The organism is Rhodococcus sp. P4_C10, from assembly GCF_056402135.1.
In genome coordinates this window covers 31,607-48,565 of record NZ_JBFUHZ010000033.1, presented here as the reverse complement: position 1 = coordinate 48,565, position 16,959 = coordinate 31,607, and the positions used below count along the sequence as shown (strand labels likewise).

General features: G+C 66.1%; 16 protein-coding genes and 1 pseudogene. 8 read left to right on the top strand and 9 right to left on the bottom strand.

The window, feature by feature from the left end:
- Nucleotides 1-57: 57 nt before the first annotated feature.
- Together AC1DWC_RS19860 and AC1DWC_RS19855 are read left to right on the top strand one after the other, a co-directional pair.
- Nucleotides 58-732: a TetR/AcrR family transcriptional regulator gene (locus tag AC1DWC_RS19860; protein ID WP_477910782.1), complete on the top strand. Its 675-nt coding sequence runs from the start codon at nt 58-60 to the stop codon at nt 730-732.
- Complete coding sequence (locus AC1DWC_RS19855) at nt 729-2,237, top strand: carboxylesterase/lipase family protein (RefSeq protein ID WP_477910780.1); 1,509 nt, start codon at nt 729-731, stop codon at nt 2,235-2,237. The genes AC1DWC_RS19860 and AC1DWC_RS19855 overlap by 4 nt, the downstream gene beginning before the upstream one ends.
- 163 nt (nt 2,238-2,400) lie before the next feature.
- On the opposite strand, the gene AC1DWC_RS19850 is transcribed toward AC1DWC_RS19855, so the two are convergent.
- The gene (locus AC1DWC_RS19850; RefSeq protein WP_477910800.1) at nt 2,401-3,213 is read right to left on the bottom strand and encodes an alpha/beta hydrolase family protein; all 813 of its coding nucleotides are present in this window, start codon (nt 3,211-3,213) and stop codon (nt 2,401-2,403) included.
- An 80-nt stretch (nt 3,214-3,293) separates the two neighbouring features.
- Nucleotides 3,294-3,497 carry a hypothetical protein gene (locus AC1DWC_RS19845; RefSeq protein WP_477910778.1) on the bottom strand — a complete coding sequence of 68 codons (204 nt, stop codon included), beginning with the start codon at nt 3,495-3,497 and terminating at the stop codon, nt 3,294-3,296.
- 101 nt (nt 3,498-3,598) lie between these two features.
- Here AC1DWC_RS19845 and AC1DWC_RS19840 point away from each other — a divergent pair, with 101 nt between their 5' ends.
- Nucleotides 3,599-4,909: a PucR family transcriptional regulator gene (locus tag AC1DWC_RS19840; RefSeq protein ID WP_477910776.1), complete on the top strand. Its 1,311-nt coding sequence runs from the start codon at nt 3,599-3,601 to the stop codon at nt 4,907-4,909.
- A 978-nt stretch (nt 4,910-5,887) separates the two neighbouring features.
- Here AC1DWC_RS19840 and AC1DWC_RS19835 read toward each other — a convergent pair.
- Both AC1DWC_RS19835 and AC1DWC_RS19830 read right to left on the bottom strand, forming a co-directional pair.
- Complete coding sequence (locus tag AC1DWC_RS19835; RefSeq protein WP_477910774.1) at nt 5,888-6,220, bottom strand: hypothetical protein; 333 nt, start codon at nt 6,218-6,220, stop codon at nt 5,888-5,890.
- 147 nt (nt 6,221-6,367) lie between these two features.
- The gene (locus tag AC1DWC_RS19830; protein ID WP_477910772.1) at nt 6,368-8,689 is read right to left on the bottom strand and encodes an arylsulfatase; all 2,322 of its coding nucleotides are present in this window, start codon (nt 8,687-8,689) and stop codon (nt 6,368-6,370) included.
- 284 nt (nt 8,690-8,973) lie between these two features.
- Between AC1DWC_RS19830 and AC1DWC_RS19825 the strand changes: the two genes are divergently transcribed.
- The gene (locus tag AC1DWC_RS19825; RefSeq protein WP_477910770.1) at nt 8,974-10,368 is read left to right on the top strand and encodes a DUF2252 domain-containing protein; all 1,395 of its coding nucleotides are present in this window, start codon (nt 8,974-8,976) and stop codon (nt 10,366-10,368) included.
- Nucleotides 10,369-10,476: 108 nt separating this feature from the next.
- Here the strand turns inward: AC1DWC_RS19825 and AC1DWC_RS19820 are convergent.
- The 3 genes and pseudogenes from AC1DWC_RS19820 to AC1DWC_RS19810 form a co-directional block, all read right to left on the bottom strand.
- Nucleotides 10,477-10,671: pseudogene (locus AC1DWC_RS19820) on the bottom strand (hypothetical protein); the annotation flags it as partial.
- Nucleotides 10,672-10,818: 147 nt separating this feature from the next.
- Entirely contained in the window at nt 10,819-11,679 is an 861-nt protein-coding gene (locus AC1DWC_RS19815; RefSeq protein WP_477910769.1) for a hypothetical protein, read from the bottom strand.
- Complete coding sequence (locus tag AC1DWC_RS19810) at nt 11,672-12,943, bottom strand: YcxB family protein (RefSeq protein ID WP_477910767.1); 1,272 nt, start codon at nt 12,941-12,943, stop codon at nt 11,672-11,674. The genes AC1DWC_RS19815 and AC1DWC_RS19810 overlap by 8 nt, the downstream gene beginning before the upstream one ends.
- Nucleotides 12,944-13,121: 178 nt before the next feature.
- On the opposite strand from AC1DWC_RS19810, the gene AC1DWC_RS19805 reads away from it, so the two are divergent.
- Nucleotides 13,122-13,592 carry a DUF3995 domain-containing protein gene (locus AC1DWC_RS19805; RefSeq protein WP_477910765.1) on the top strand — a complete coding sequence of 157 codons (471 nt, stop codon included), beginning with the start codon at nt 13,122-13,124 and terminating at the stop codon, nt 13,590-13,592.
- A gap of 292 nt (nt 13,593-13,884) precedes the next feature.
- A complete protein-coding gene (locus tag AC1DWC_RS19800) occupies nt 13,885-14,223 on the top strand; it encodes a hypothetical protein (RefSeq protein WP_477910763.1) in 339 nt (112 codons plus the stop codon).
- Between the two features lie 53 nt (nt 14,224-14,276).
- Here the strand turns inward: AC1DWC_RS19800 and AC1DWC_RS19795 are convergent, their stop codons facing one another.
- Nucleotides 14,277-14,432, bottom strand: a complete 156-nt coding sequence (locus AC1DWC_RS19795; RefSeq protein WP_477910798.1) for a zinc finger domain-containing protein — start codon at nt 14,430-14,432, stop codon at nt 14,277-14,279.
- A gap of 273 nt (nt 14,433-14,705) precedes the next feature.
- Here AC1DWC_RS19795 and AC1DWC_RS19790 point away from each other — a divergent pair, with 273 nt between their 5' ends.
- The gene (locus tag AC1DWC_RS19790; RefSeq protein ID WP_477910761.1) at nt 14,706-15,236 is read left to right on the top strand and encodes a DMP19 family protein; all 531 of its coding nucleotides are present in this window, start codon (nt 14,706-14,708) and stop codon (nt 15,234-15,236) included.
- Nucleotides 15,237-15,370: 134 nt separating this feature from the next.
- Here the strand turns inward: AC1DWC_RS19790 and AC1DWC_RS19785 are convergent, their stop codons facing one another.
- Nucleotides 15,371-15,709 carry a hypothetical protein gene (locus AC1DWC_RS19785; protein WP_477910759.1) on the bottom strand — a complete coding sequence of 113 codons (339 nt, stop codon included), beginning with the start codon at nt 15,707-15,709 and terminating at the stop codon, nt 15,371-15,373.
- Nucleotides 15,710-16,240: 531 nt separating this feature from the next.
- Between AC1DWC_RS19785 and AC1DWC_RS19780 the strand changes: the two genes are divergently transcribed.
- On the top strand, nt 16,241-16,684 hold the full coding sequence (locus AC1DWC_RS19780) for a hypothetical protein (protein WP_477910757.1): 444 nt from the start codon (nt 16,241-16,243) through the stop codon (nt 16,682-16,684).
- Nucleotides 16,685-16,959: the final 275 nt, after the last annotated feature.

Below are 16,959 nucleotides of genomic sequence, written 5' to 3'. Positions count from 1 at the left end.
CGATCCACCTCGCGTACGCTGTCAACCGATCGATCGGTAGGCAAGCAAAATCGGAGCATGACGGAGGAGTCTCGCGTGGATGTGTCTGTGTGGAAACCGCGGCGGGTGGCCGCAGTGCCCGTGGAACTACCAGAGGGCGTGGCGCCTGCCGGAACGCGGGGGACGATACTTCGAGCCGCACTGGCACTCTTCGCCGAATCCGGATACAGCGCGGTATCCATCCGTAGGATCGCCGGCGAGGTCGGGATCACCTCGGCGAGCCTGTATGCGCACTACCGGGCCAAGGAACAGATTCTGGCCGAGCTGGTACTGATCGGACACCGCGAGCTGCATGCACGCCTGACGAACGCACTGGCGGCCGCCGAGCCCGCAGCGGTGGCCCAGCTGTCGGCGTTGGTTCGCGAACATGTGCTGCTGCACACGGATTTTCCCCTGCTGGCCGTGGTGACGAACTCGGAGCTACACGCGCTACCGGAGGAGTTGGCCGCCCCCGCGTTGGAATTGCGGTCGTCGTGCAGCCGACTGCTGCTCGATACGCTCGAACGCGGTGTCAGCGACGGCGTCTTCCGAATCGAGAGCCTCCAATTGGGTGCGATAGCCATCGGCGGGATGGCCCTGCAGGTGGCGCAGTGGTTCGGGCCGGACGAGCCGTTCACCCCGGACGAGGTGGCCGACAACTATGTTCGCTACGCCCTCCGCATCGTCGGAGCGGACGAAGGAGCGGTGCGATGACACGCACCGCGCAGAGTGTGGTCGTCACCACCACCGACGGAGCGGTACGCGGCCGGACGGATCCGACCACGGGTGTGGTCTCCTTCAAGGGAGTTCCCTATGCGGCCGCACCGGTCGGTGCGCGCAGGTTCGCTCCACCCCAGCCCTGTCCCCGGTGGGACGGAGTGCGAGACGCGAGCGAGTACGGACCGACCGCACCGGCCTCCCCGTATGCACCTCCCTACGATGTGCTGATTTCCGAAGTGTTCATCCCGGGCGAGGACTACCTGAACCTCAATGTGTGGACACCGGATCTGAACGGCACGGCGCCTGTGATGGTATGGATCCACGGTGGTGCGTTCACCAACGGCTCCGGTTCGACCACCGCCTACGACGGCACCGCATTCGCCCGCGACGGTGTCGTGCTGGTGACCATCAACTACCGGCTCGGCGTCGACGGGTTCGGACATCTACGCGGGCAGGCCACGAATCTCGGCCTGCGCGACCAGATCGCGGCGTTGCGCTGGGTTCGCGACAATATCGCAGCCTTCGGCGGCGACCCCACGGCTGTAACGGTATTCGGCGAATCCGCCGGCGCGATGAGCATCGGAGCGCTACTCGCCTCCCCACAAGCCGAAGGCTTGTTCCAGCGCGCAATCCTGCAGAGCGGCGCGGCCCACCACACGATACGGCCCGAGACCGCCGAGCGGATCTCGGAAGAACTGGCTTCCCTGCTGGGGATTTCGCCAACCCGGGAAGCCCTCGCCACTATGCCCACGGACCGGGTACTGGCCGCCCAGCAACAGTTGCGGGCCGCGGTGTCAGCCGACCCGAATCCGCAACGGTGGGGTGAGGTGACGCGCAACCTCATGCCGTTCGAGCCCGTGGTGGACGGCGAGGTGCTCCCGGTCGCGCCGCCCGAAGCGATAGCGGACGGCGCGGGCGGCGACGTCGACGTGCTGATCGGATGCAACACCGAGGAATTCCGCTACTTCCTGGTTCCGGTCGGCGCGATCGACGCGGTCACAGCCGAGCTGTCGCATGGCGCGGTCGCCGCGTACGGGCTCGACCTCGATGTCGCGCTGCCGGTTTACCGAGAAGCCGATCCGAATGCCGGTCCCGGAGACCTACTCGCGGCCGTCGGCACCGACTGGTTCTACCGGATACCCGCTATCCGGTTGGCCGAGGCGCATGCCGACAACGGCCGGGGACGCACCTACGCCTACGAATTCGCGTGGCAACCACCGACGTTCGACGGCCGACTGGGCGCCTGCCATACCGCCGAGATCCCGTTCGTCTTCGACAACCTCGGCCTCGGGGGGTTCGAGAATGTGGTGGGAGCACGCCCGCCGCAGGACTTGGCCGACACCATGCACGCCGCGTGGATCGCATTCGCGACACACGGCGATCCCGGCTGGGCGCCATACTCCGTTCGTGACCGAGCAACGATGCGCTTCGACACCGTCTCCGCCGTGCAGACGGATCCGCATGCACCGCAACGGCAATTGTGGAGCGGCATCCGGTGACCACCCTGCCCGCCTCGTCGAGTTCGGCCACGTGCGGCGATCGCGGCGAGGCAGCGGCACTGCTGATCGATGCGCTCGTCACCCCGTCGAAGACCATGCCTTCGACGGGGTGACATCCGCTGTGCGCAGCGCACACAGTGCACTCCAGTGCGGGACTTGACCGTCAGCCCGGGATCTGCCGGGCCAGATCGTTGCGGTCGAAGTCCGAGAACTGCTGGGTGTCAGTGCAGTATCCGCAGCTCGCGCCGAAGAACTCGGTGCGGGCGTTCGGATCGTCGAGTAGCCAGTACCGCAGCCACGCCGTGCTCGGTCCGCGCATATCGCCGCCGGAGATCGATGTGCCGAAGTGCGTGGCGCCGCGCAGTTCCAGATACTCGGCGGGCACGTGGTCGGCGTCCTCGTACATCGTCCGCACCACCGCCGGCCAGACGATTGCGTCGGCCTCACCGGCGAGATAGAGAACGGGCTCGTCGATGAGGTCGACATCGTTGAGCGGGCCCGGCTGGATCGCGACGGCGGTGTCGACGCGGTCGTCGATCGCGGCATTGATCGCCGCAGACCCGCCCTGTGAGTGCCCCACCGCACCAATGTGTTCCAGATCGACTTTGCCGAAGAAGACGCCCGATGGGTTAGACGCCTTGCCCGCGATGAGGTCAATTCCCGACCGCATGGTGACGGCGAAGTTGCTCGCCGGGGTATTGGCGGCGACCACGATGAATCCGTGGCTGGCGTAGTGGCGCAACAACGAGGTGTACGCACCGGGGAGCACGCCGGTCCCGTTCCCCCAGATGACAACGGGGTGCTTCTCGCCGCGTGCGCCTAGCTCACGCGGGTAGTACAGAGTGTGTACCAGCCCGATCGAGACGTTCGGCGTGTACGGCCCTGCACCCGCCCAGTCGTGCCCGACGCTCGGGATCCCGGGCGACTCGGCGGCCGCCGTTCCGGCCGGGCCCGTGAGCCCGAGTGTCGCGCACATCGCAACCGTCGCTGCGGCATTCGCGAACAGTTTGAGGGATTTTCGCATGAAGGTTTACCTTTCGAACTTGATCGGCACGGTCAGTCGGCGAGACTGGACCGCATACGAATTGAGTCCACATCCACCCGACGGGTGCCGTTCGCCCGTGTACCCAGTGCGGTCGGGTGCAGTGGCGCAGCGGATTCAGCCGGCACGGCGTCCGCGTAGTGCGCCAGGTTGGCGTCGATGGCCGGCAGACAGGCCGCGGCAGTCGCGGTGCAGACGGTTCGGGTCACGGAACGCACGGGGACACCTCCTGTGGTCGGCGGGCGGGCGCCGTGCGGTCGAATTTGTCGATCCCAGAGTGACGCGTATTACATACTCGCCGGAAAGCGACAGGTCGTCGTTGTTCGAGCGAACCGACTATCGGAGAAGTGTTGTGCCTGTAGACAAAAGCATCGTTCTCGGCGGCCGACCGGTAGCCGATCAGCTCGCCCAGCGCACCCACACGATCGTGGCGGAGACGGTCGCGTTGATATGGCGGCAGGTGCCGTTCTACCGGTTGCTGCCGGAAGAGGCGGTACGTAGCGACGTCGCGGCGATCATCCTGTGCAACTTTGAGGCGCTCATCGCGAGCCTGCGGTCGTCGCAGGCGACGGGCGATGACGGATTGATGCGGATCCGTGAATCGGCGCGGCGGCGGGCGGAGGAACTGGTTCCGCTGGCGGAGGTGCTGCACGCGTATCACCTCGCTGTGGAGCACTGGTGGAACTTGATTGGTGACCTCGCCAGACCCGAGGACACCACTGACCTGTCGCGGGCCGGGGCGCTGCTGCACAAGCACCTGCGGGCAGCCACAACCGCGGTGTTGGCGGGTTACGGCTCCGATCCGGCGGTTCACGGCGAGGACGACCCAGCGCGGCGAGAGTTGTTCCTGGAGTTGACGTCCGGATCGAACTCAACGGGAACGGCGGAGCGGTTCGGGGTCAATCTTCCGCGCCTGTACTGGGTGCTGTCGCTCCACGTCGAACCTCACCCGGACGAGCGGTCAGCCGAAATCGACGCTGTGGTAGCAGAACGCCGGAAGGTACGGCGATTGCAGCGCGAGCTGGACAACGTCGGCCGCGACCACGCGCTGAGCGTGCTCACCAGCAGCGGCGGCGGTGTCCTGATCCCGATTCTCGAGCCCGACCCGGGAGCGGACGACTGGCAGGACAGCCCTCAGTACGCGCAACTGAGCCGGAACCTGCGGGACATGGAACGGACGATCGGCGCCGCGGTCCTGACGGCGGTGTCGGTGGCCGCGCCACAGGAAGTGCCACAGGCGTACGCGCAGGCCCAGGAGGTCCTCGACGTCGCCCGCCGCTGCGGGCGCGGCAACGGCACCGTGCGACTCCGGGACCTCGCGCTCGAATATCACCTGACCCGGCCGAGCGCAGCGACGCCGTTGCTCGCGGACCTTCTGTCGCCGTTGGAGTCCCACCCGGTCTTGATCGAGACCCTGGAGTCGCACCTCGATGCGGGCTGCGACAGGTCCGCCGCGGCCGCTGCGTTGCACGTGCATCCGAACACGGTGGCCTACAGGCTGCGGAAGGTCGCTACACTCACCGGCTTGGACGTCGGCACAGCACCGGACCTGGTACGGCTCGTTGCGGCGGTGGCGGCGAGGCGGGTGGCTCAGGCGGCTCGAGCTTCGAGAACTGCACGCCTGCTGTAGATCTTCTCCGGGGTCGTCGCATCCCCGGACCCGTCGCGGGTGCGATGGACCTCCAGACCCGGGCCGATCGGATCTGCGGAAATGGACAGACGGCGGTCACCGTGGCGGGTGGAGTGGAGTGGAGCGGCCCTGGTCCTGGCGGTCGTTCTGGGCTGCATGCCTGCACAGACGAAATGGGGCACGGAGTCCGGGAGCCCTTGCCGACCGTGTGCCTCGGCATCGAGTGCCAACGCCGCTCCGACCGGAATCCATGTGGGCGAATGGGCGGCAACGACCGCTGCTCAGGTGCCCGAGACCGTGATCCTTGGATGCTCGGTACCCGGGGACCTGCGGAAAAAGACATCTACAGCCGGAATTTCCAAGTCATCTTCCGTGGAAGATCTTGAAAGCCGAAGGCCGATCGGACAAGTCGGTCCAGAACCGACAACCACTGTAGGTTCCGGATCTAGTCGGCCCTTTCCGGGCCTAATTGTCCGACACTTGTCATGAATCCAGCCTATATGTCCCAACTGGCCGCATTTTGACAGCAGCCGCCCTCTATTCGTGGCACGCAGTGCCGCTGAGCGGTGCTGGTGTCCGGCTGGCTCAGCCGAGTCGGGGGCGCTTACGTTCCAACAGCATTCATCGGGGCGGGTGGCGTTGCCATGAGACTGAATGTGGATGGATTGGCCATCCGAGTCAGGAGCGAATCTGGCCGGTGGTCGACACTGCCGTTCGAGGCGGTGGGCGTCGACCATCTCGTTGGGATCCAGCCCGTCCGGTCACTGACTTGGTACGCGGGACAGCGGAGCTTCCCGGGGTGGTACTGGTCGGCGACGATGTGTGCTCACGTCTAGTGCGAATCGCGGCTCGAACTGTCCCGACTGCTACTGGCGGACTTCGAACCATCCGTGGAAGTAGTTGTGGTGCAACCGTTCCAGATTGTGGAGTGCAAGGCAGCACGGTTGTACGCCGGCAGATCCCGGACTACCTCCTCGTTCATTCGGTCCGAACGGTGACGGTCGTCAACGTCAAGGCGCCCGAAGCGCTCGCGGAGGCCAAAGTACGATCGGTGTTCGAGTGGGTAACCAATATCCTTGAAGCGCATGGTTGGCGCCACGAGATCTGGTCGGGCTGCGATCCGACGTGTTGGCGAACGTGAGGTTTCTCGTCGGCTTCCGCCGTCCACACCACCGGATTGACTTTCTGCAATTGGTCGCACACGAGGCCTTGGGTCACAAGGTCGGTGAGATCGAGCAGATCGGTCAGCGAGTTTCGGCGAGGGGGCAGCTTCGGGACGAGAAGGGTCAGCGTTCCCTCGCGGACCCGCACCAAGTCGATGTTCGAACTGCTCGCAGCACTGGCGGGTGGCGAGCCGCCGAGCCGTTCCCGGGGGCAGGCGGTGTCGCCGTGGCGGCCGCTTCGGTGATGCGGCGTGGTCGGCGACGGTGTGCGGGCGTCGACGCTGGACCGGGCCGGTCAGGTGTAATCGACGCGCATGGTGTCGATGTGGCCGGTGAACGGGAACGGGGTGCGGTCGGCGTAGTCCAAGGATACCGGTGAGCCGAGGCAGCTACCGATGTCGAGGCATTCGTTGGCGGTGAAGATCAGGGGCACGCTGATCGGGACGACGCCGTCGGCGACCTGTTCGCCGTCGACGCTGACGGTGACGTGCAGCGGCCCGCCGGGGCGGGGTTCGGTGTATGCGGTGATCACCTCGATGGTTCTGCGGCCGCTGGCCAGTGGTGTCTCGGCGCGGATCTGGGTGCGCATGAGGATGAACAGGTTGTACTCGTAGCAGAGGTAACCGTCGTCGAGGTAGCACGTCAGTCCGCCGCCGGAGCCGCCGAGCGCGTAAAGGACACCGTGGGCGTGGTCGGGGACGGTGACGTCGAGGGTGACGCGGTTGTTCTTGTTGCCCAGCGCGGGGGCGCAGAATTCGGGCATCCGGGTGATGGGGCCGGGGAATTCCCACCGGGTGTAGGGCGGGGTGATGCGTTGTTCGGGGTGCAGGACCGGGATCCACAGTCCGCCGCCGATCGGCAGGACGTTGTTCTTCGCCGCTTCGATCGCGAAGATTTCCTTGAGCTGGGCGAGCTTGCCGGGGTGTTGCGCGGCGAGGTCGTGGTTCTGGGTGTGGTCGTCGTCGAGGTGGTACAGCTCCCACACGTCGCCGTCGGGGGTCCAGTCGGTGATGCCGGGCGGCAAGCCGGGCAGCCACGGCACTCGCGGCCCGAAGGCCGATGCCATCCACCCGTCGTGGTAGATCGCGCGGCTGCCCATGACCTCGAAGTACTGGGTGGGTTTGCCGCCGGGTGCGTCCCGGTCGAGGAGGGTCTCGGCGAACCCGGCGCCGTCGAGTCGGTCCTGTGGAAATCCGTCCACCGTCCGGGGCGGGGTGATCCCGACGATGTCGTAGATGGTGGGGACGACGTCGTTGCAGTGCAGGAAGTGGTCGCGCGGCACCGGGTCGGGGGTGATGGTGGCCGGCCAGCGGACCGCCAGCGGGTTGCGGGTGCCGCCGAGGTGTGATGCCAGCAGCTTCATGCCCTTGAACGGGGTGCTTCCCGCCCAGGCCCATGCGGCGTGGTATTGGTTCTCGGTCTTCGGGGACCCGAGTGCGTCGAGTCCGCCGAGTTGGTCGAGGGCGGCGATGTGTTGCGCCGCGGTGGTGGGGATGCCGTTCTGGGCGATCAGTTCGCAGATCGTCCCGTTCTGTCCCTCACCGGAGGAGCCGTTGTCGCCCCAGATGTAGAAGATCAGGGTGTTCTCGCCGTAGTCGAGCCGGTCCAGCTCGTCTACGAGGCGACCGACCTGGGCGTCGCAGTGTTCGGCGAACCCGGCCGCGACCTCCATCAGCCGCCTCTGGAACGGTTTCTCGTCGTCGGGGATCTCGTCCCATGCCGACATGTCCGGGTGCCGTTCGGTAAGTTCTGCCTCGGGTGGGATCCATCCCTTTTCCTTGGCACGGGCGAAGACGCGCTGCCGGTAGGCGTCCCAGCCGTCGTCGAACTTGCCGGCGTACTTGTCGGCCCAGTCCTTCATGATGTGGTGCGGTCCGTGCAGGCAGCCGCTGGCCCAGTACAGGAAGAATGGCTTGTCCGCCTCGAACGCCTTGTGTTTGCGAAGCCAGTCGATTGCGTCGTCGGCGAGGTCGGCGCTGAGGTGGTAGCCCTGCGCTGGGGTCTTCGGGGGCGAGACGAGGGTGGTGTTGCGGACCAGGTTGGGTTCGTACTGGGAGGCCTCGCCGGCGAGGAAGCCGTAGAAGTAGTCGAAGCCCACCCCGGTGGGCCAGTTGTCGAACGGTCCGGCGGCGGTGGTCTCCTCCGCGGGGGTGTTGTGCCATTTGCCGAACGCGGCGGTGCTGTAGCCGTAGTGCCGCAGGACCGTCGCGGCGGTGGCGCTGGAGCGGGGGATGTGCCCGGAGTAGCCGTCCCAGTCGTTGGCCAGTTCGGCGATCTGGCCGTAGCCGACGCGGTGGTGGTTGCGGCCGGTCAGCAGCGACGCCCGCGTTGGTGAGCACATCGCCGTGGTGTGGAATCGGTTGTAGGACACCCCCTCGGTGCTGATCCGGGTCAGGGTGTCGGTGCGGACCTCGCCGCCGAAGGTGTCCGGGAGTCCGGGGCCGGCGTCGTCGATCAGCACGATCAACACATTGGGTGCGTCCTCGCGCAGTCGGCGCTTCTTTGGCGTCGGCCGGTACACCGATTCCTGCATGGTGCGTCCGGCGATGCTGCCGGGTGGGGGTGGGGGGAAGGGCAGCGTGTCGCCACCGGGGATCGGATCGGCAACGATTCTCATCGTTCTGACACCCCTTCTCGAGACGAGCCGGACGTCCCATCCAGTATCGCCGACGTGTGGCTCGGTCGATACCCCGTCCGGCGTGTCGGGTGCGTGGGCCCGTCGATCGTCTCGCCGGCGGCGGCAGCCGGATCCGCGACCGCCCGGGTTCCTCTGTTCACCGGGCTTGGCCCGGCAGTATGATTCCCGGGTCGCGATCGACGTGAGCTGGGACCCTCACCTCGACCCCCGGATAACGTGAGGCCGTCACCGGGCCCCGGGAGAAGGATTGGGGTGGCGCGGTCATGCCGGAGCAGCGTGAGACCCGCGAGCAGAGACGAGCGACGGGGAAGGCGGCCCGCGCCCGGGCGCCGCTGGACGCGCACCGCGAGTTCGATCCGGCGCCGGGCCGCGACCCGGTGGAGCAGCTGGTGGGTCAGGCCCGGACCCGGGTGCCCGAGCTGGTGCCGATCCGGCACGGCCGAATGCTGTTCTCGCCGTTCACCTTCTACCGGGGGGCGGCGCTGTCGATGGCCGCCGACCTGGCCACGACCCCGACCTCGGGTCTGCGGGTGCAGTTGTGCGGGGATGCGCACCTGTCGAACTTCGGTGCGTTCGCGTCACCGGAACGCCGGCTGGTGTTCGACGTGAACGATTTCGACGAGACGCTGCCCGGTCCGTTTGAGTGGGACGTCAAGCGGCTGGCGGCGAGTCTGGCCGTCGCCGGGCGGGACAACGACTTCTCCGCCAAGCAGCGCCGGCGGGTGATCCTGGCCGGAGTGGGGGCCTACCGCTCCGCGCTGCGCGAGTTCGCGGACATGCCGCTCCTCGACGTCTGGTATGCCCACCTGAACGTCGAAGACGGCCTGCGGCAGCTCAGGTCTCAGCTCGAGAAGAAACGGGCGAAGAAGACCGAGAAGTTGCTGGCCAAGGCCCGCACCCGGGACAGCATGCAGGCGGTGAGCAAGTTGACCACCACCGTCGACGGGCGGCAACGCATCGTCAGCGATCCACCGTTGATCGTGCCGGCCGAGGAGGTGTTCACCGGGGTGCAGGTCGACGCGCTCTACGCGCAGATCACAGAGTTGCTGACCGGCTATGTGGGCACCCTGCGCTCCGACCGTCGCCACCTGTTGCAGCAGTTCGCCCTGGTGCAGATGGCGCGCAAGGTCGTCGGGGTGGGCAGCGTCGGCACCCGGGCGTGGATTCTGCTGCTCGACGGAGGCGACGGGCAGGAACCGTTGTTCCTGCAGGCCAAGGAGGCGCAGGCGTCGGTATTGGCGGACTTCTGCGGCCGCAGCGACTTCGCCGACGAGGGGCAACGGGTGGTCGCCGGGCAGCACCTGATGCAGGCGGCTGGCGACATCTTCCTGGGATGGCAACCCTCCACCGGGCCCGACGGCGTCGAACGCCACTTCTACGTCCGCCAGCTGCGTGACTGGAAGTTCTCCTTCCCGATCGAACGGATGATTCCCGGGGGTCTGGCGCTCTACGCCGGGCTGTGCGGCTGGACCCTGGCCCGCGCGCACGCCCGCTCCGGGGATCGGGTCGCGCTGGCCGCCTACCTCGGCAAGACCGACACCTTCGAGACCGCGATCGCCGACTTCGCCGAAACCTACGCCGACCAGAACGAACGCGACCACGCCGCGTTCGCCGCAGCCGTCACTGGAGGCCGCGTCGAAATAGGCTCCGGACTCTGACCAACACCGCCCGACCGGGCCCGTAGACCGGGCGCAACGCTGCGGGGTGCCGCCGGACGCGCTTGTCTATCGGCGGCGTGGTGCGGGCGGCCTTCCGCCCGGCGCTGTTCATCCTCGGCCGGAGGAGGTGCCGGGCTCGGTGCTCTGTAGTTGCTGTCGGCGCCACTGGACGGAAGCGGTCAGCAGCCGAACGCCCAGCCCGATCAGGATCAGGTTGCCGACTATCTGCGTGAGCACGACCGCTCTGGTGGTCTCCCCTGTCGCCACGATGTCGCCGAAGCCCACCGTGGGTTTCAGTGACAACTGTCGTGGGAGATCTTGAAAGTTGCAAGCCGATCGGACAATCCGGAACCTACAACTCCGCTACTACTGGAGAAGTAGTTCCTTGACCGCGCTGCTGAAGTTCGCTGTCAGTGATGAGTGAGTAAGTAAGGTCGGCCGCGCAACCCGTTAGGGTCGTTCCAATAGCCCGCGCAGGTACTCGGCGGTGTCCGGGCGCGCGGCGTCGACGGCCATGACGATACGTTCGCGGCGATCGTCAGCGAGCGCGGCGAGCGCACCGATGAACTTCGGGAGTTCGTTCCTCCGACGCATGAGCAGCGGGTTGAGGAAGTCGGGCACCTCCCGCCAGCGCACGCCGTGGCCGAGCTCCATGATCGCGAACACGCGGTCGAAGTTGCTCGGGAGGTCCTTCTCGTTCGTCCAGGCGCGATCGACACGGCCGCTCTCGCGGAACGCCTCGGCTGCGGATCTCCAGTCCTCGGGCCAGTCGTCCGGGATCGGATCGAGCACCGGCTTCCTGTTCGTGCCGCCGAGTGCCTCGTGGATCGGTTCCCACTCCCCGTCTTCACGGACCCAGCGGCCGAGCGTTCGGCGCACGAGCGCGCGTTGCGCATCGCCCCAGGTGTCGGTCACCGTGAGGAACGCGCGGCTCGCGTCCTCGCTACCCGTGACGAACATCGAGCCGGTGCGGATGCTGTCGTGATCCCCGCGCGACTCCAGCCAGTTCGGCAGCACCCGGGCGGTGGCGGCTCCCCCCGTTGCCGGATCGGCTTGCGAGAGCACGCCGTACGCGGCCTCGTAGATGCCGTAGTCGTCGAGCGGGTGCAACGACCACAGGATCGCCTCGATGGTTTCCGCCTCGATGGCCCGCCCGTCGAGGGCATCGAGCATCGTGAGGTACCGATCGATGCCCGCCTGCTGGACGGCGTCCTCCTCATCGCTGAGCGGCCCCGCCTCGTCCTGATGGATGCTGCCGCCCAGGCGGATCAGCTCGTCCCGCCACGCCTGATCGCGACCCTCGTCACTCATGTCCGGTCCTTGTCCCATCCCGATCGATGTACTCCTCGACCAGTGCAAGTGCCGTGTCGTCGAGCGCGCGACCTGGCACGAAGAATGCCGCCTTCCCCGCCGTGTTCCGAAACACGATGCCGCCCTTGATGCGCACCGCGTCGGAGAGCGAATTCCACGGCGCACGCGATGAGCCGAACCTGCCATCCAGCCCCAGCCCGTCCGCATCGATCCGCACCGTGAGTCGCGATCCGACACTCATGCCGTCTTCGACCGTCTTCGCGGCAACGCGACGAAGGATGACCACGAAGACGACAAGCAGCAGCGTGAGGGCTGCGATCAGCCCGGATGCGAACACGCCGACGGGGCGACCCGCCACCGCCAACACGATGCCGCCGACAAGCGCGATCGGGAGCGCGATCGTGCCTGCGATCCGCAGGCGACGCGACACCGCCGCATCGACGATCGACCGCCGGACAGCCGCCTTGTCCGCGGCATCGATCGTGATGCTGTTCTCGAACACAGCCGGCGGCTCGCTTCCGTGGATCGCTGGCTCGGTGAGCGCCGCACGAATCCGCTCGAACGCCCGCCGAGTCTCCGGCGGCGCGAGGAAGTCATCCAACGGCGCCCCACTCGCCTGGAAGTCCGCCTGCTCGAGCAGGGCGATGCCGAGTGCGGCGATCCGCTCCGACGATCGTTCCTCCAGATAGGCGGCCCACGCCTCCAGCGCGGTGATCGCGCGCAGGAGATCCGGATCCATGTCGCCATCCGACAGATCGCCCTCGTCGATCTGCACGATCCATACCCGAACCTGCTCGGCAGACGCCGTACCTGCTCCGTCGGCCGCCGCACGGACGGCGCGTGCCCCGGCCTCCGTCAGCTCTGCTGCCGCTGCCGCTGCCACGCCATCCGCTGCGAGGAGCTCCCGCGTGACCGCGGTCCCGAACTCGACCTGCGCCCGGACCGTGGCGTCGGACGCATACTCACGAACGGAGTTCTCGACCTCCTCGTAGCTACTCACGCCGCGCCGCCCTTTCAACTTGGGCGAGGTTCGCCGCGTTCCGTAGCCCTGATTGGCATGTGAGAGAAACCCTACTTCGCTGGGGTGAATGTCTTCGCCGCGAGGATGTTCCGCCAGTTGGCTGCATCTCGACAACCGCTGCCGCGTAGTTCTTCTTGGCGAGCGGGGGCCGCGGGAGCCCATGTTTTTGAGCAACTGTTCCGCGGGTGCGTACCCGATCGGCGGATCGATCACCCACCGGCGCGCTTTCAGATCGGCGGTCATCTCGAATCACCGCCGAGCTCGTCTAGCGCGGCGGCGATCCGTGCTGGGTGACCCCGTCGCGTGGCCGTTGCTGCCAAAACGATGCACTCACGCCGGAGGTGTGCGCGCCGTTGGTTGCAACCCACTCATCGGATTGGGCAGCAGGTCCTTACTGCAGTGCCCGGGATATGTTGGCGGCATGACTACCCTCCCGGTCTTCACCAGTCGTTCTCTGGGAACGAAGGCGCGCATCGCAGGCCTCACCGGCTCGTCGGCGTTCGCGGCGGCGGCATTGCTCCACACCGCGTGGGGCCTCGGTTCGGCATGGCCGATGCGCAGCCGGGCCGACTTGGCCGATGCTGTGGTGGGGAGCAACACCATGCCTGATGCCCGAGCCTGCTTCGCCGTCGTTGGACTCGCGGCGGCTGCGGCCGCGTTGGTGGCGGGAGCGGGTGGGATGGGCAGGGCCGCAACGGTGGCGAGGGTCGCCGTGGCCACCGGCGTTGCAGCGCGCGGCGTCGTCGGCGGACGGGCGGCCACCAGGGTCCTCGGTCTGGCGGAACCCTCCCCACGCTTCATTCGGTTGGACAACACGGTGTACCGGCCGCTCTGCCTTGGTACGGCCGCAGCCATCCTCACCGCCGCAGTCACGTACCCAGGAATCGACTAAGCGCTCGTAGGAGCTCGCTCGCTCAGCCCCAGATATCCACGAGGGTTGGCAACCGTCCGTGAGCGACACCCTCGCCCGCGCCGGCAGGGACGCGTCCAGCCCCGTCAACTCCAACGACGTCGAACACCTTGGGCACGGCGTCTCTCGTTGACCGTAGGCATTCAGGCTGTGCGAGAAGTATCCCGACTGCCGCAGTGATACACGTTTACCCGAGAGTGCGTCCGATCCTGTTCGGGCAACTTCCGAGCAGGCGGCGCACGGGTGAATCAGCCCTACTCCATAAACTGGTGGCATGCTTCAGGATTCGATCGACCGCCTCCTCGCGGTTGCCCCGAAACTAGACGACGACCTCGATGAAGGACAGCTCGACTCCGCAGGGGAACTCCTCGAAGTCATCACTCAGCCGCTGAGCCCGGAGGATGTCCGGGCTCTCATATCTCTGCTGCCATGCGAAGGCGACACCGCCTATGGGATTAACTGGAGCGTTCTGCGCGCTATCGAGGCTGCGCCCACCTGGCCGTTGTGGGAACTTCTGGATGACAAAGACAATGAATGGGTCGAAATCCTTCGAGTTAGGCTCAGAAACGGGGGCTACGCTCCGCCAAACTTGTCCAAGCCCACGGCTTCTTGAGACCACCCGGCGACCGCAGCGCTGCTCCAATCAGTCCTGGAGGTGTTCCATGCTCACTGTTGGAGTCGCTGACCTCTCGGGCAGTAGTGCGAGCTCCGGTTCATGAAAGCGACCCGCTTGATCGGAGAACTGCAGCGTTGACATGGCTCCCCTGTTCGGCCATATGAATGCAGCGAATGCGAAAAATGGCCCGCCGATCCCCCTGACATACGTTCACGGCGATCATGTCCGAGTTGCACCGTCGACATGGCCAGCGGTTCACCCAGGGGGCTGCCCCGGGCGCGACCTTGCCACAATTGACGTAGAGAGTGGTTGACGTGGGACTGAGTAACCCACCGTTGAACGAGGTGGGCATGACGAAGAGCGTTGCGGGATCTCCCGTAGTTGACGTGCTCTTCGAGAATCGACGAATCCTCGTAGTTCTCGAAGACGGGCGTGCACTTGCCGCACCGCACGGGTGGGCTGGGCCAACAGTTGCGGCGATGGAAGCGACCGAGCGGGCTGGGTGGGTGCGAACGGATGACGGCCGTGGCGTGAATTGGCCGGCGGCGGGGCAGACCTCCGAAGACGGCGTACTGAATGTGTGGGCACTCGAGCAGGACGCATCGTTCGAGCGCGCTCTAGCTGAACTCAAGGCCGCGGAGGGGGACGTGTCCGCGTTGTCGCCGCAATCCCGTTCTCTGGTTGCACTGTGGAGGCTCGTCGCCGACGGCTACAACGGCGGGCTCATGCAGTTCCTCGGCAATTGGGGCATCGCAGAGGTCCATGTCGCGCTCGCAGGGTTGACTGAGATCGACGCGACTCGCACACTCGCGGTGATCCGCGATTTCTGGCAGTTCATCGGCCCCATCTGCGAATCAGATGAGGTGACGACGATGGATGATGTCTGCGCCGCTGTCCCTGATGACCTCTCGGACCGCCTCAACGAACTTGACGAGACGTTTTGTGATGCCGCGACCGAACTGACAAGACTCATTCCCCTTGCCTTTGGGCCCGCGCCCTCGGCAATCTGACAGATCGCAGGGTTTGCCGAGCGGTCAGAGCGAGAACCGGGAAGACCCAGAAAGACTCGTGCTCCTCGCGCGGAGCGCATCGCGGATGCGGCGCGCTGCTCCCACTCGAGAGTGGCAAGGTCAGGCGCAACCACTCAGACGGATGGGCGAGATGCCTTGCGCAAGTTCTCGTATGTCGCCGCCCAAAGATCGTCATATGCCGAAGGCGGGTCGAGCCGATCAGAATGCGCCTGCCAATAGCCTTCTCCAAATACTCGCAGCATGGCGTAGTGCCACGCTCGGTCATGAAAGATCGCGCCGCGGTCGGGGTCATCAGCAGACTCATACGAGTACACGGCTTTTGCGACATGTGCTGCCGCATCAGGATCCAGGTGACCCAGCATCTCCAACGCCCATGCCATGCACCGACGTTCCGCCAACAGATATGCCGCGTACTCTCCTTCGTCACCCCAAGCGACATCTGCTTCATTCACCGACGCCAGGGGGCGGTCTCGAGGCAATCGCTCAGGACGGCGTCTGTGTTCTTCCGTACTTCCATCTCGTAGTAGAACCACTGCATCTCCTGAGGTCGCGCCGCTAGATCGTCTGCTAGGTTCGCGACGAACTGCTTGAGGGTGGCAATCACCGCTCGTTTGAACCGTGTGCAGCCGAACCGCCAGGACAGGCTCCTGGTGCCGGCGCGTTTGCGAGGGCGTCGGCACCGAACAGTTCCGGGAAGATCCGCCGAACGAGTCCGCCTTCGCGACTGATTGTTCAGGCATACACCCGGTGTGAGGTGCCCGGACGTGTTTCTCGAGGGTCATCTGCAGGCCCGCGATCCTGCCGTGTCGGAGGTGATTAGGCGCGAACGTGATTTTTCACGGGCGCGGTCCACCCGTCCAGCGGTGTTGCTACGACGATATGACACCGCCGCGGGTTGGCGCGCAGCCTCGGATCGCGGCAGCCGACGCGCTCGGGAGGTGGCGCGTACGAGCGCACACGCGCAAGCTGGGAATCGTGCTCGTATGCCGAACTACTCGACGAAAGGCATCCCGATGTGGAGTCCACTACGATTACTAGGTACCAGCGTCATTGCCGCGGGCCTCGCTGTCGGTCCCGCAATAGGTCTGCTCCCTCAGGCGTCGGCCGCGCCCACCGTGAATACCTTTCAGATTCCACTCTTCACGACCAACACCATCTGGTCCTGCGGCTTCCAGATCTTCTGCGTATCCACCCCGGTGGCGATCACGGGTGAGACACCCGGCACCGTCACATTCCCTGCCATGTCACCCAACGCCAAGGGCACTTACTGGATGCACTGGAGAAACCTTGTGACCGGAGCCTCCGGTGTGCTGGCAATCCCGTACAGCGACGCTGTGAGCGTGTTTACCGGGGCGGGATTCGTGACCGCATCGATGACGACGGGCTACGAGAGCATCGCCGGAACGGGCGCCTTCTTAGTGCCGTGAGCGCACAACGCCCAGGGCTCGAACCCTGAGCTCGCCCTTGTCGGCATGGTGGCGGTGATGGAGCTTGAAGCTGGGTCGTAATGGCGTGCGCTCTCTGGGGTGCCTCGCGGCGCGCGTAGTCGAACGTCGTGTCGGTATCGAGTGCCAGCACTGCCCGATGCGAACTACCCGTTGGGTGGAGGAGCGGTAACGGGCACGCCCTTACGTGGCCTTGGTGGTGGTGATGGAGTTCCGGAGTCGCCGAGGATCAGTGCAGAAGGACATCTTCCCGCGGA